This is a genomic window from Streptosporangium sp. OZ121, assembly GCF_051918885.1.
Lineage (GTDB): Bacteria > Actinomycetota > Actinomycetes > Streptosporangiales > Streptosporangiaceae > Streptosporangium.
In genome coordinates this window covers 213369-226792 of the sequence record NZ_JBPXMC010000004.1, presented here as the reverse complement: position 1 = coordinate 226792, position 13424 = coordinate 213369, and the positions used below count along the sequence as shown (strand labels likewise).

The 13424-nt window shown below is 71.8% G+C and carries 11 protein-coding genes and 1 riboswitch; of the genes, 1 reads left to right on the top strand and 10 read right to left on the bottom strand.

Features of this window, described 5'->3' with window-relative positions; translation table 11 throughout:
* Positions 1-70: 70 nt before the first annotated feature.
* From ACTOQ1_RS10950 to ACTOQ1_RS10905, 10 genes are all read right to left on the bottom strand, one after another.
* Positions 71-1393, bottom strand: coding sequence for a cobyrinate a,c-diamide synthase (locus tag ACTOQ1_RS10950; RefSeq protein WP_440066156.1), 1323 nt, complete (start codon positions 1391-1393; stop codon positions 71-73).
* Positions 1387-1989 carry a cob(I)yrinic acid a,c-diamide adenosyltransferase gene (gene cobO / locus ACTOQ1_RS10945; protein ID WP_440066154.1) on the bottom strand — a complete coding sequence of 201 codons (603 nt, stop codon included), beginning with the start codon at positions 1987-1989 and terminating at the stop codon, positions 1387-1389. Before cobO ends, ACTOQ1_RS10950 begins: the two co-directional genes overlap by 7 nt.
* A gap of 128 nt (positions 1990-2117) precedes the next feature.
* On the bottom strand, positions 2118-4409 hold the full coding sequence (locus ACTOQ1_RS10940) for a magnesium chelatase subunit D family protein (RefSeq protein ID WP_440066152.1): 2292 nt from the start codon (positions 4407-4409) through the stop codon (positions 2118-2120).
* On the bottom strand, positions 4406-4969 hold the full coding sequence (locus tag ACTOQ1_RS10935) for a histidine phosphatase family protein (RefSeq protein WP_440066151.1): 564 nt from the start codon (positions 4967-4969) through the stop codon (positions 4406-4408). Before ACTOQ1_RS10935 ends, ACTOQ1_RS10940 begins: the two co-directional genes overlap by 4 nt.
* Positions 4966-5706 carry a CbtA family protein gene (locus tag ACTOQ1_RS10930; protein WP_440066149.1) on the bottom strand — a complete coding sequence of 247 codons (741 nt, stop codon included), beginning with the start codon at positions 5704-5706 and terminating at the stop codon, positions 4966-4968. The genes ACTOQ1_RS10935 and ACTOQ1_RS10930 overlap by 4 nt, the downstream gene beginning before the upstream one ends.
* A 7-nt stretch (positions 5707-5713) precedes the next feature.
* The gene (locus ACTOQ1_RS10925; RefSeq protein WP_362515902.1) at positions 5714-5908 is read right to left on the bottom strand and encodes a CbtB domain-containing protein; all 195 of its coding nucleotides are present in this window, start codon (positions 5906-5908) and stop codon (positions 5714-5716) included.
* A gap of 30 nt (positions 5909-5938) precedes the next feature.
* A riboswitch (cobalamin riboswitch) is annotated at positions 5939-6060 on the bottom strand.
* 124 nt (positions 6061-6184) lie between these two features.
* On the bottom strand, positions 6185-7702 hold the full coding sequence (dop, locus tag ACTOQ1_RS10920; protein WP_362686098.1) for a depupylase/deamidase Dop: 1518 nt from the start codon (positions 7700-7702) through the stop codon (positions 6185-6187).
* 87 nt (positions 7703-7789) lie between these two features.
* Positions 7790-8947: an acyltransferase family protein gene (locus ACTOQ1_RS10915; RefSeq protein WP_440066146.1), complete on the bottom strand. Its 1158-nt coding sequence runs from the start codon at positions 8945-8947 to the stop codon at positions 7790-7792.
* A 252-nt stretch (positions 8948-9199) separates the two neighbouring features.
* Positions 9200-10963, bottom strand: coding sequence for a proteasome ATPase (arc, locus tag ACTOQ1_RS10910; protein ID WP_440066145.1), 1764 nt, complete (start codon positions 10961-10963; stop codon positions 9200-9202).
* 205 nt (positions 10964-11168) lie between these two features.
* Complete coding sequence (locus ACTOQ1_RS10905) at positions 11169-12047, bottom strand: tRNA (adenine-N1)-methyltransferase (protein WP_440066143.1); 879 nt, start codon at positions 12045-12047, stop codon at positions 11169-11171.
* 212 nt (positions 12048-12259) lie between these two features.
* Between ACTOQ1_RS10905 and ACTOQ1_RS10900 the strand changes: the two genes are divergently transcribed.
* Positions 12260-13366, top strand: coding sequence for a GNAT family N-acetyltransferase (locus ACTOQ1_RS10900; RefSeq protein WP_440066141.1), 1107 nt, complete (start codon positions 12260-12262; stop codon positions 13364-13366).
* The last annotated feature ends 58 nt before the right edge of the window (positions 13367-13424 follow it).

Genomic DNA, 13424 nt, shown 5'->3' with positions numbered 1-13424 from the left:
GCGGGGCGGACCGTTTCTGGGCGGTCCTGTTCTGGGCGGTCCTGTTCTGGGCGGTCCGGGGCCCGGGAGGTCAGACGGCCGGTACGCGGCGGCAGGCCTCGACGAACCTGGAGGCCAGCCGGGGACTGCCGGCCCAGTGCAGGTGCAGGTAGGAGGCGGTGATCCGGCCGTCGGCGAACCCGTCGGAGCCGCCACGCCAGCGGAACAGCGGCCGGTCGGGGACGGGCTCGACCGCGGTGCGGTGGAACTCGTGGCCCCGGTAGCGCTCCCCGTCCCTGGTGAGCGGCGAGTCGCGGACGGCCACCGCGTCCCGGTAGCCGAGGGTGAGGGTGCCGGTCATCCTGGCCTCGACGTCGAGGACCCCGCACATCGGCCTGCCGTCCAGCTTCCTGGCGAGATACAGCAGGCCCGCGCACTCGGCCGAGATCGGCCCGTCGAACGCGGCGACCTGATCGCGCAACGGCTCGTTGGCCGACAGCTCGGCCGCGTAGACCTCGGGAAAGCCGCCTCCGACGACGATCCCGCGAGCCCCCTCGGGGAGGGTCTCGTCGACGAGCGGGTCGAAGGGGACGACCTCGGCGCCCGCCGCCGCCAGCAGCTCCGCCTGCTCGGTGTAGCCGAAGGTGAAGGCCTGCCCCCCGGCGACCGCGATCCTCGTGACGGGAGCGGCGGGCGGCCCCGGGCTCCACGGGACGGCGGTCAGCGGCGGCGCGGTACGGGCCAGGCGCAGGAGCTCCTCCAGGTCGCAGGAGGCGGCCACCAGGTCCGCGACGGCGTCCATGGCCCTGACGGCCTGGGTGCGGCGCTCGGCCGCGGGAACCAGGCCCAGGTGCCTGGAGGGGGTGGCGACAGCGTCGCTGCGGCGGATCGCGCCGAGCACCGGGACGCCGCTCTCGGCGAGCGCCTCGCGGCAGATGGCCTCGTGCCGTTCGGAGCCGATCCGGTTGAGGATCACCCCGCCGAGCCTGATCCGGGTGTCGTAGGAGGCGAACCCGTGCACCAGCGCCGCCACGGAGCGGCTCTGCTTGGCGGCGTCCACGACCAGGACCACCGGGGCGCCGAGCAGCCTGGCGACGTGCGCGGTGGAGGCGAACTCGGTGGAGCCCGCGCCGTCGTACAGGCCCATCACCCCCTCCACGACCGCGACGTCCGCCCCGGCCGCGCCGTGCAGGAACAGCGGGGCGACGAGTTCCTCCCCCACCAGCCAGGGGTCGAGGTTGCGCCCGGGGCGGCCGGTGGCCATGGCGTGGTAGCTGGGGTCGATGTAGTCGGGCCCGACCTTGTGCGGGGAGACCGCCATGCCCCGGCGGGCGAGGGCGGCCATCAGGCCGGTCGCCACGGTCGTCTTGCCCGCCCCGGAGGCGGGGGCCGCGATGACCAGCCGGGCTACCATTCGATGCCCTTCTGACCCTTCTGCCCGGCGTCCATGGGGTGCTTGACCTTGCCCATCTCGGTGACCAGGTCGGCGGCGTCGAGCAGCCGGGGGTCGGCGTCGCGGCCGGTGACGACGACGTGCTGGCCGCCGGGGCGCCCGCGCAGGGTGTCGACCACCTCGTCGACGTCGATCCAGCCCCACTTCATCGGGTACGTGAACTCGTCGAGCACGTACAGGCGGAACGTCTCGGCGGCGAGGTCGCGCTTGATCTGCTCCCAGCCCTCGCGGGCGTCGGCGGCGTGGTCCTCCTCGCTGCCGGGACGCTGGATCCAGGACCAGCCCTCGCCCATCTTGTGCCAGGAGACCGGCCCGCCCTCACCGGAGTCGCCGAGCACCCGCAGTGCCCGCTCCTCGCCGATGCGCCACTTGGCGGACTTCACGAACTGGAAGACCCCGATCGGCCAGCCCTGGTTCCAGGCGCGCAGGGCCAGGCCGAAGGCGGCGGTGGACTTGCCCTTGCCCGGTCCCGTGTGGACGATCAGCAGCGGCCGGGTGCGGCGCTGCCTGGTGGTCAGGCCGTCCTCGGGCACGCTGGCGGGTTTGCCCTGCGGCATCGTCGCCCTCCTTTCACCGCCATGCGGCTCACTGTCTTACGGCTCACTGTCATGCGGCGCGGCGTTCTCGTCGGCCGTTCACCCTCACGCGGCGCGGTGCCCTCACCGTCCTCGCCGGCCCCTCGCGGTCACGCGGCGCCGCGCCGCTCGCGGACCATCCCGGCCAGGTCGGTGAGGTCGTCGAGGCGTACGGTCTCCGCGCCCATCCGCGCCGCCAGCGAGGCGGCGAGGCCGAGGCGCACGTGGCCGCCCTCGCAGTCGACCACCACCCCCGCCACCCCGGCCAGCAGTCCCGCCGCGCGGCGGGACTCCTCGACGGTGCCCGAGGTCGCCCTCCCGTCGGTGACCAGGACCACCAGCGGGCGCCTGGACGGGTCGCGCAGACGCTCGACCCGCAGCACCTCGGCGGCCCGCAGCAGGCCGGCGGCCAGCGGGGTCCGCCCCCCGGTGGGGAGCTCGCGCAGCCGGGCCGCGCCGGCCTCGACGGAGGAGGTCGGCGGCAGGACCAGGTCGGCGCGGGCGCCGCGGAAGGTGACGAGCCCGACCTTGTCGCGGCGCTGGTAGGCGTCGAGGAGCAGGCCGAGCACCGCTGTCTTGACCGCCCGCATGCGCTGCCTGGCGGCCATGGAACCGCTCGCGTCCACCACGAACAGCACCAGGTTGCCCTCACGGCCCTCGCGGACCGCCTCCCTGAGGTCGCCGCGCCGCAGCAGCAGTCCCGGCCCGTTCCTGCCCCGCGCGACCTGGTACGGGGCGGCGGCGCCGACGGTGGCCCGCAGGTGGAGGGAGCCGGTGGGGCCCTCGGGGACCCGGGCCCCCGTGGTACGGCCCAGGGGCGTCCTGGCGCGCGACCGGCGCCCCGGGGCTCCGGCGCCGACACCGGGGACGGTGAACAACCTGGTCCTGCCCCCGGGCTCGGCGTCGAAGGTCCGCTCGCGGGCCGGTGCTCCCCCGGCGGTCTCCGGCGGTTCACCGGGATCCTCGGTGGAGGCGGCGGGCTCCCGCGTCCCGGGGCCGGGAACGCCCGGGACGTCCGGGGCCGCGGGCCGGGAGGCCTCCCTGTCGTCGCGGCCGCCGGGAACGCCCGGGTCACCCGAGTCGCCCACCTCGTCCGGGGCGGCGTCTCCGGTCTCGGGGCCGCCCTCGGGCGCGGGCCCGTCCGGGCCGCCGTCCGGATCGGTGCCCCCCGGGCCTTCGGAGTCGTCCGGGCCCTCGGGGTCGCCGGGGTCGTCGGGGATCTGGTCCAGGAGATCCTGGAGCTTGGACTCGTCCAGGCCCGGCGCGTCGAAGGGGTCGCGGCGGCGGCGGTGCGGGAGCGCGAGCCTGGCCGCCTCCCGTACGTCGTCGGCGGTGACGGAGGTGCGGCCCTGCCAGGCGGCGTGCGCGATCGCCGCACCGGCGGTGACCAGGTCGGCCCGGAGCCCGTCCACCTCGAACCCCGCGCAGACGGTGGCGATCCTGAGCAGTGCCGCGTCCGGCAGGACGACCTGGGCAACCCTGGCACGAGCCTCGGCGATGCGCGTGGCCAGTGCCCGCTCCTCGTCCGCCCAGGCGGCGGCGAAGGCGCCGGGGTCGGCCTCGAAGGCCAGGCGGCGCCGGACCACGTCCACCCGCTGGGACGGTTCCCGCGAGGCCCGGACCTCCACGGTCAGCCCGAAGCGGTCGAGCAGCTGCGGGCGCAGCTCCCCCTCCTCGGGGTTCATCGTCCCGACCAGCAGGAACCGGGCGGCGTGCCGTACCGACACCCCCTCGCGCTCGACGTAGCAGGTGCCGAGGGCGGCGGCGTCGAGCAGCAGGTCCACCAGGTGGTCGTGCAGGAGGTTGACCTCGTCGACGTACAGGACGCCCCGGTGGGCGCTCGCCAGGAGGCCGGGTTCGAAGGATTTCACGCCCTCGGTGAGGGCTCGCTCGATGTCGAGGGAGCCGACGAGGCGGTCCTCGGAGGCGCCGACGGGCAGTTCGACGAGGCGTGCGGGCCGCGCGGCGCCGTCCCGCGCTCCACCGGGCCGCACGGTGTCGGACCGGGCTCCGCCGGACCGGGTTCCGCCGGGCTGCGCGACGCCGGGCTGAACGGTGGCGGGCGGGGTGAGCCGGTCGCCCGGCTCGGTACGGCCCTCGTGCGGCCCGTCCGGGCATCCGGGGTCGGGGGCGGCGGGGTCGCAGGAGAAGCGGCAGCCGGTCACCACCTCGACGGGCGGCAGGAGCGCGGCCAGCGCCCGCACGACCGTGGACTTGGCGGTGCCCTTCTCCCCCCTGACCAGCACTCCCCCGACGCGGGGGGAGACCGCGTTGAGGATCAGCGCGAGTTTCAGGTCCTCCAGCCCCACGATCGCGGTGAAGGGATAGCGGGAGTCACGCACCTTCGGGTTCTCCTGTCCGTCTCGTCGAATCAACGGGTCGCCGGGCGCTCGAACCGTCATGGGAGGTAGCTGAGCCGCCAGCGCCCGCCGCGCCCGGTGAGCGTCACGCGGGCCAGCGGCGCGACGTCGACGCGCCAGAAGGCCTGGGCGGGGGCGCCGAGGGCGTGGACGACCGCGGCGCGGATGACCGCCGGGTGGGTGACCGCGACGGCCCTGCCGGGTGCGCGGACGGCGAGCCAGCCGGACACCCTGGCCAGGAGCGCGGTGACCGGCTCCCCGCCGTGCGGCGCCGCGCCGGGGTCGCCGAGCCAGGAGGCGAGCGCCTCGGGTTCCGCGGCCTCGACCTCGCCGAGCGTCATCCCGCTCCAGCGGCCGTAGTCGCAGTCGGCCAGCAGCGGGTCGTGCTCGGCCCGCAGGCCGAGCGCCGCCGCCGTCTGGACGCAGCGCAGTTCGGCGGGGCAGGCCGCGGGACCCGGACCGAGGTCCCGCGCCATCCCCTCGGCCCGGCGCAGGCCGCGTTCGTCGAGCGGTTCGTCACCCGGGAACGCGGCCCGTACCGTCGCCGAGGTGGAGGCGTGGCAGACCAGGAGCAGGCGGGTGACCCCCGAGGAGGTCGTCACACCGGGCCGCGCCTGCGGGCGGCGAAGGCGAACAGCGCGCCGACGCCGGCCCAGAAGACCACCTGGGTTCCCATGGAGGCGACCCGGAAGTCCCACAGGAGGTCGGCGGGGAAGCCCCGGGGCACCTCCGAGATCTCCGGCAGGAGGACCCAGGCCGCGACGACGGGGATCAGGAAGGTGGCGCCCGCCGACAGCCAGCGCACCCACGGTTCGCTCCGCGAGGCGTAGCGGTGGGCGGCGACCGCGGCGGCGACGGCGAGGATCCCGATGACCACCGCGACCAGGTACAGCACGGTGCGCTGGCCGATGGTCTCCGGGTCACCGACGGCCGGCGGGTTGGCGGGGTATTTCACGAAGGGGATGAGGACGACGGAGGTGAACGCGGCGGCGGCGAGGGTGACCGCGAGCACCGGTTCCGAGCGGGGTCCCGCCCGGCCGCGTACGGCCGCGTAGACGAGGGAGAACAGGCCCCCGACCGCCAGGCCGTACAGGCCGAGGGCGAGGAAGAGCCCGAAGCGCTGCCCGTCCCTGCTGACCAGGGCCTCCTCCTCGTCGTGGGAGTGGGCCGCGGTCCCGGTGTCGTCGTGTGATCCGGCCGGGGCGGCGGCCGCGGCCGCCTCCTCCAGCGCGATGGCCCGGTCGATGCGCGGTTCGCCGACGGTGTAGGCGAAGACGGCCGCGAGCAGCCCTGCGAGCAGTCCGGCGACGAGGCCCCGGACGATGAGTTTGGTGATCACCTGTGGCTCAGTGGCACGGCACGCCGAGCAGGTGACGCCCGTCGTGCATGAGTTCGTGCAGGTAGTTCCCCGCCTGGGAGATCGCCCCCTGGTCGAAGGTGACCAGGTAGGCGAGGAGCAGCAGCACCGGTACGGCGAGCAGCCAGCGGGTGAGCGAGTGCCATGGGATGGGCTGGGTGTGCGGTGCCGAGATCTGGCTCACGGCCACCTCCTCCGGGATTGACGCGTCCCTTTTCGTAGGTCGGTGGCGGCCGAGTGTGACCTGGCTCCCGGCCCTCACGGGCCGGATTACAGTGGCGCGACCGCACCGGAATTTCACCGGATTTCCCTCGCACCGCCACAAAACATCCGGAACGTATCCCGGTTCTCCGTCCCCCGTCAATCCGGATGTCCGGTTCGACGGCCTCCGGCCGTCACGGGGTCCGGGCATGCCGAGGGGGGAGGCGGCCCGGCCGGGCCGCCTCCCCCCTCGCGGGAGTCACTGCTCGCCGGTCAGCGCCGTCACCAGCTCCGCGGCGGTACGGCAGCGGTCGAACAGCTCGCCCACGTGGGCCTTGGTGCCGCGCAGCGGCTCAAGGGTGGGGACGCGCTGCAGCGACTCGCGGCCGGGGATGTCGAAGATGACCGAGTCCCAGGAGGCCGCGGCCACCGACTCGCTGTACTGGCTCAGGCAGCGGCCGCGGAAGTAGGCCCGGGTGTCGTTGGGCGGCACCTCGATGGCCCGCTGGACCTCTTCCTCGGTGACCAGGCGCTGCATGCGGCCCCGGGCGACCAGCCGGTTGTACAGGCCCCGGTCGGGGCGGATGTCGGAGTACTGGAGGTCGACGAGCTGCAGGCGCGGGTGCGACCAGGGAAGGCCGTCACGGGTGCGGTAGCCCTCCAGGAGCTCCAGCTTGGCCACCCAGTCGAGCTCCCCGGACAGCTGCATCGGGTCCTCCGCCAGGCGGGTGAGGACCGACTCCCAGCGCTCCAGGATGTCCTTGGTGGGCTCGTCCAGGCCGTTGGCGCTGCGCTCCTCGGCGTACTTGCGGGCGAGCTCCAGGTATTCCATCTGCAACTGCACCGCGGTCAGCTTGCGGCCGTCGCGCATGGAGATCTCGTACTTGAGCGTGGGGTCGTGCGAGACCGCGCGCAGGGCCTGGACGGGGTTGTCCACGGCCAGGTCGCGGGTGAAGTAGTTGTCCTCGATCATGGCCAGGACGAGCGCGGTCGACCCCAGCTTCAGGTAGGTCGAGATCTCCGACATGTTGGCGTCGCCGATGATGACGTGCAGGCGGCGGTATTTCTCCGGGTCGGCGTGGGGCTCGTCCCGGGTGTTGATGATCGGCCGCTTGAGCGTCGTCTCCAGGCCCACCTCGACCTCGAAGAAGTCGGCCCGTTGGCTGATCTGGAAGCCCTCGCCCCGGGAGTCCTGGCCGATGCCGACCTTGCCCGCGCCGGTGACGACCTGCCGGGAGACGAAGAACGGCGTCAGGTGCCTGACGATGTCGGCGAACGAGGTGGCCCGGCGCATGAGGTAGTTCTCGTGGCAGCCGTAGGAGGCGCCCTTGTTGTCGGTGTTGTTCTTGTAGAGCTGGATCGGGGCGTTGGCCGGCATCGCCGAGGCGCGGACCGCCGCGTCGTGCATCACCCGCTCGCCCGCCTTGTCCCAGATCACCGCCGCCCGGGGATTGGTGCACTCGGGCGTGGAGTATTCGGGGTGGGCGTGGTCGACGTACAGCCGGGCCCCGTTGGTGAGGATCACGTTCGCCAGGCCGAGGTCCTCGTCGGTCAGCTGGCTCTGGTCGGCCACCTCCCGCGCGAGGTCGAACCCCCGTGCGTCCCGCAGCGGGTTCTCCTCCTCGAAGTCCCATCGCGCGCGCCGAGCCCTCGCGGCCGAGGCCGCCAGATAGGCGTTCACGACCTGAGAGGAGGTCACCATCGCGTTGGCCCCCGGCTGTCCGGGCACGGAGATACCGTACTCGGTCTCGATGCCCATCACCCGCCGTACCGTCATGCGCACCCTCTGTTCGTCAGGGACTGATTCTCTCCGTGGTATCTATTCCCGACCCTAGACCCTTCACTATGCCCGGTGGTCGGACAGTTATGGCACCGAAGCCTTTTCGCCCGTTGCGAGGGGGATCGAGGAGAGCGCGGGGAGCTGTGACGGGGACGGGGATGCGGCCCTTCTCCGCCTCCTGGACTTGACGAACTCCTGAAGCGGGCGCTCGGCCAACCGGTACACCAGGTAGGAGAACGCCATCGCGGCCAGCACGGTGACCAGCGCGGTCAGCGGGGGCGGCAGCACGTCCCGCAGCGCGGGGACGATCAGGACCGCGGCCGGGGTGTGGAACAGGTAGAGCGGGTAGGTGAGCGCGCCCAGGACGACCAGGCCGCGCCAGCGCAGCCACCCCAGCCAGCCGAGCGCCACCATCGCCATGAGCACGTAGAAGCCGATCACGGTGGCGGCCACGGCCCACTCGGGCACGGGCATCGCGGCGTAGCCGACGTTCTCGATCCGCCCGGCCACCCGGTCGATCGCCGCGTTCACCGCCAGGCCGCCGCTGATCCCGGCGAGGCACCACAGGACGAGCCTGGGGCCGAACTTCGTCATCAGGAAGAACGCCATGCCGCCGACGAAGTACGCCGCGTACTTGGGCATGACCACCAGGTCGACCCAGGCCTCCTCGCTCCCGGCGAAGAACCCGGCCGCCAGCAGCCAGACGCCCATGAAGGCAAGGCAGCGGTTGAGCGTCACCCCGGCGATCACCAGGATCGAGATCAGCACGTAGAAGCGGAGCTCCACCCACAGCGACCAGTAGACGCCGTTGGCGTCGTAGACGCCGAGGGCCCGCTGGAGCATCGTGAGGTTGATCCCGTACTCGCCGAGGCTGAGCTTGGGGTCCAGGGCCGTGGCGGCGGTCAGCCCGTAGACCGCGGCGGTGACGGCCACGCTGACCCAGTAGGCGGGAAAGAGCCGCACCAGCCGGGAGAGGGCGAACGCCCCCAGGCCCCGCCCCCAGATGCTCATCAGGATCACGAAGCCGCTGATCATGAAGAACAGCTCGACGCCGAGGATGCCGAGCCCGGAGAGGGTGGAGATCGCCGGGAACAGCTCGGCCGGGCGGTCGCCCCACACCGAGGCGAAGGCGATGAAGTAGTGGAAGGCGAGCACCGCCATGGCGGCGACGAAGCGCAGGAGGTCGAGCTCGGCGAGGCGGCCGCCTCCCCGAGGCGCCTCGCGGGACCCCGCGCCGTTCACCGGGCGGCCGGGCCGGAATGTTCACGCACGCCACTTGGACGGCGTCTCGATCATTCGGGTTCCCCGTGACGGCCGTCTATTTCCGTTCACTTCAGGGACGGGTGTGAAAGGAGATACGGACTCATAAGGACGAAAATGGATAAAACCGGACAAGGTTTATCGACCGTCGAACGCCGCACCCTCGACGAGGGTTTCGGGAAGACGCCGGCGGCGCGGCCCCCGGGAGGGGGCCGCGCCGCCGGTCACACGTGGTTACAGGTACTGACCGGTGTTGGCCACCGTGTCGATGGAGCGCCCGGCCTCGGTGCCCTGCTTGCCCGTCACGAGGGTGCGGATGTAGACGATCCGCTCGCCCTTCTTGCCGGAGATGCGGGCCCAGTCGTCGGGGTTGGTGGTGTTGGGCAGGTCCTCGTTCTCGGAGAACTCGTCCACGCAGGCCGCCAGAAGGTGCTGGATCCGCAGGCCCTTCTGCCCGGTCTCCAGGAACTGCTTGATCGCCATCTTCTTGCCGCGGTCGACGATGTTCTGGATCATCGCGCCGGAGTTGAAGTCCTTGAAGTACAGGACCTCCTTGTCGCCGTTGGCGTAGGTCACCTCGAGGAAGCGGTTCTCCTCGCTCTCGGTGTACATCCGCTCGACGACCCGCTGGATCATGCCGGAGATGGTCTCCTGGCGGTTGGCGCCGTGCTCGGAGAGGTCCTCGTCGTGCAGCGGGAGCTCGGGGATGAGGTACTTGGAGAAGATGTCCTTGGCCGCCTCGGCGTCCGGCCGCTCGATCTTGATCTTGACGTCCAGGCGGCCGGGCCGCAGGATCGCCGGGTCGATCATGTCCTCGCGGTTGGAGGCGCCGATCACGATGACGTTCTCCAGGCCCTCGACGCCGTCGATCTCCGACAGGAGCTGGGGAACGATGGTGTTCTCGACGTCGGAGGAGACGCCCGAGCCTCGGGTCCGGAAGATCGAGTCCATCTCGTCGAAGAACACGATCACCGGGGTGCCCTCGGAGGCCTTCTCCCGAGCCCGCTGGAAGACCAGGCGGATGTGCCGCTCGGTCTCGCCGACGTACTTGTTGAGAAGCTCGGGACCCTTGATGTTGAGGAAGAAGCTCTTGCCGGACTGGCCGGTCTTCTCCGCGACCTGCTTGGCCAGGGAGTTGGCGACGGCCTTGGCGATGAGCGTCTTGCCGCAGCCGGGCGGCCCGTAGAGCAGGACGCCCTTGGGCGGGCGGAGCTTGTGCTCGCGGAAGAGGTCGGCGTGCAGGTACGGGAGCTCGATGGCGTCCCGGATCTGCTCGATCTGCCGCATGAGCCCGCCGATCTCCTCGTAGGAGATGTCGGGCACCTCCTCCAGGACGAGCTCCTCGACCTCCGACTTGGGGATGCGCTCGTAGACGTAGCCCGAGCGGGGTTCGAGCAGCAGGGAGTCGCCCGCCCGGATCGGCTGGTCCATCAGCGACTCGGCGAGTTTCACCACCCGCTCCTCGTCGGCGTGCGAGATCACCAGCGCGCGCTGGCCGTCCTCGAGGAGCTCCTTGAGCATCACGATCTCGCCCAGGTCCTCGAAGCCGAGGGCCTCGACCACGTTGAGCGCCTCGTTGAGCATGACCTCCTGGCCGCGCTTCAACGACTCGACGTCCACCGCGGGACTCACGTTCACCCTGAGTTTGCGGCCACCGGTGAAGACCTCCACCGTGCCGTCTTCCCTGGTTTCGAGGAACACACCGAACCCGGACGGCGGTTGCGCCAGCCGGTCTACCTCCTCCTTCAAGGCGACGATCTGGTCTCTGGCCTCCTTGAGGGTGGCCACCAGACGCTCGTTCTGGCCGGTTACGGCCGCGAGGTTCGCCTGCACGTCATGGAGACGCTCTTCGAGAATCCTGGCCTGCCGGGGAGACTCCGTCAGCTTCCGACGCAACGCGGTGATCTCCTCCTGCAGGAAGGAGACCTGTGTTGTGAGGTCGGCGACCTCCCGTTCGCGCTGCGCGGCACGAGCCTCAGCGTCGTCGCGAGCTGCCACGGCGTCACCTCCTTCCCAGTCGAGACCGACTACTCAAAACCCTACCCATCTAAGGGCTGTCCCTTACCTGGCTGAGCAGTGTTCATATGACTACATTAAGTGCGTGATGATTAATCCTTTTTGGCGCTTTTAGTCCTAGAAGTATAAGAACACGAAGGTCTGCTTCCGTGTCACGCTCTCACGGACCGTCGTGGCCGAATCGTCATCATGTGGCGGAAGACGTGGAAGTCGTGGACTCCTCCCCATTGGCCCCCTTCGCCGGACGTCTACGTCGAGGTGGTGGCGTCACCCCGTCGGCCATGCGACGGGCCGTGACCAGGAACCCGGTGTGGCCGACCATCCGGTGGTCGGGCCGTACGGCGAGTCCCTCGACATGCCAGTCACGAACCAGGGTCTCCCACGCATGGGGCTCGGTGAAACTCCCGTGCTCCCGCAGAGTTTCGACCGTACGCGAGAGCTGGGTTGTGGTCGCGACATAACAGCAGATCACCCCGCCTGGGGTGAGAGCCCGGGCCGCGGCGTCCACACATTCCCAGGGGGCGAGCATGTCCAGGATGATCCGGTCGACGTCGCTCTCGTCGAGATCGTCGACGAAGTCGCCGACCACCAGGCGCCACTGCTTCATCGGGCCGCCGTAGAACTTCTCCACGTTCTTGGTGGCGATCTCGGCGAAGTCCTGGCGCCGCTCGTACGAGGTGAGGGTGCCCTCGGAGCCGATGGCGCGCAGCAGGAAGCAGGTGAGCGCGCCGGAGCCGACGCCCGCCTCCACCACCCGGGCGCCGGGGAAGATGTCGGCCATGGCCACGATCTGGGCCGAGTCCTTGGGGTAGATCACCGCCGCGCCGCGCGGCATGGACAGCGTGTAGTCCTGGAGAAGGTGCCTGAACGCCAGATACTGGGTGCCGCCGGACGAGCGCACCACCGAGCCCTCAGGCCGGCCGATCAGCTCACTGTGCGGGATTCCGCCCTTGTGCGTGTGGAACACGCCGTCTTCCTTCAGCGTCACCGTGTGGCGCTTGTTCTTGGGGTCGGTGAGCTGCACCTGATCCCCGGCCTGAAACGGCCCATGCCTGCGAAAACCCATGACCGCAAGGTTATCGGCGCGCGGCGGTGTCCTCGGACGGCCGGGGACGCCCCGGGCCCGGTCGCGGGGGGGAAGCGGGGGAGCGGAATCCCGTGAGACGGGGACGGCAGAGGGAGTGGCGGCGAGGGCGGGGGCGGAGGTGATCCACGAAGCACCGCAAAATGCTGCAAAACGATTCGCCCCCCAGGACGGCGCCTGGTAGCTGTTGTGGTGTGTTCCCCCATGACGTGATTCCGGCCGGCCCCGTCGTCCTGAGGCCGCTCGCCCCCTCCGACGCCGAGGCGATCGTCCGCGCCTGCGCCGACCCGGAGATCATCCGGTTCATCCCCCTCGTCCCCGTGCCGTACACCCCGGACGACGCTCTCCAGTACCTGGAGCAGACCCGGCAGGAGTGGCAGGCCGGAGGGGCCCCGTTCGCGATCGCGGACGCGGGGACGGACGAGTGGCTGGGCAACATCGGCCTCATGGCCCGTCCCCGTGGCACCACCGAGATCGGCTACCTGGTCGCGCCGTGGGCGCGGGGCCGCGGGGTGGCCACGGCCGCCACCGCCGCGCTGGCCCGCTGGGGGCTCGAGCACGGCGCGAAGCGCGTCGAACTGCTCGCCGACGTGGAGAACCTGGCCAGCCAGCGGGTCGCCCTGGCCGCCGGTTTCCGGCGCGAGGGCGTGCGGCGCGGGGCCGGGGAGCAGCGGGACGGCACCCGCCACGACCTGGTGGCCTTCGCGCGCCTGCCCGGGGACTCCGGCGAGCGCGTGACGCCCCTCCTGCCGGAGTTCCCCGGCGGCTCGCTGACCGACGGGGTCGTCCGGCTCAGGCGGCTCACCCTCGCCGACACCGCCGACTACCTGGCGATGCGGAACCTGCCCGACATCATGAGGTACAGCGTCCCGCCCGAGCCCTCCACCTTCGAGGAGGCCGAGGAGCGGTGCCGCACCGCGGGCGCGAACTGGCTGGCCGGTACGGGGGCCGAGATCGCGATCCTGGACGCCGCGACCGGCGCGTTCGCCGGGGACATACAGCTCAGCGGGGTGATCCCCCCGCTGGGGCAGGCCATGACGGGCTACAGCGTGCTGCCGGAGTTCCGCGGCAGGGGCTTCGCCGCCAGGGCGGTGGACCTGCTGGTCGGCTGGGCCTTCGAGCACACTCCCCTGGCCCGGATCATCGCGGGCACCTCGCCAGGCAACATCGCCTCGCAACGCGTGCTGGAGCGGGCGGGCTTCACCCGGGAGGCCCTGCTGCGCGGGCTGCTGCCCGGCCCCGGCGGCACGCGCCTGGACGACCTGCAGTGGTGCCGCCTGCGGAGCGACGCCCGGCGCTAGCCGTACACCGCCGTGCGCCGCCGTCCAGGCCCGGCGTCCCTGGACGCCGGGCCGGGTC

Excerpts from the sequence above, each read along its gene's own strand:
- ACTOQ1_RS10950 (WP_440066156.1), bottom strand. The coding sequence starts at position 1,393 with ATGGTAGCCCGGCTGGTCATCGCGGCCCCCGCCTCCGGGGCGGGCAAG.
- ACTOQ1_RS10940 (WP_440066152.1), bottom strand. The coding sequence starts at position 4,409 with ATGACGGTTCGAGCGCCCGGCGACCCGTTGATTCGACGAGACGGACAG.
- ACTOQ1_RS10905 (WP_440066143.1), bottom strand. The coding sequence starts at position 12,047 with ATGGGTTTTCGCAGGCATGGGCCGTTTCAGGCCGGGGATCAGGTGCAG.
- cobO (WP_440066154.1), bottom strand. The coding sequence starts at position 1,989 with ATGCCGCAGGGCAAACCCGCCAGCGTGCCCGAGGACGGCCTGACCACC.
- dop (WP_362686098.1), bottom strand. The coding sequence starts at position 7,702 with ATGACGGTACGGCGGGTGATGGGCATCGAGACCGAGTACGGTATCTCC.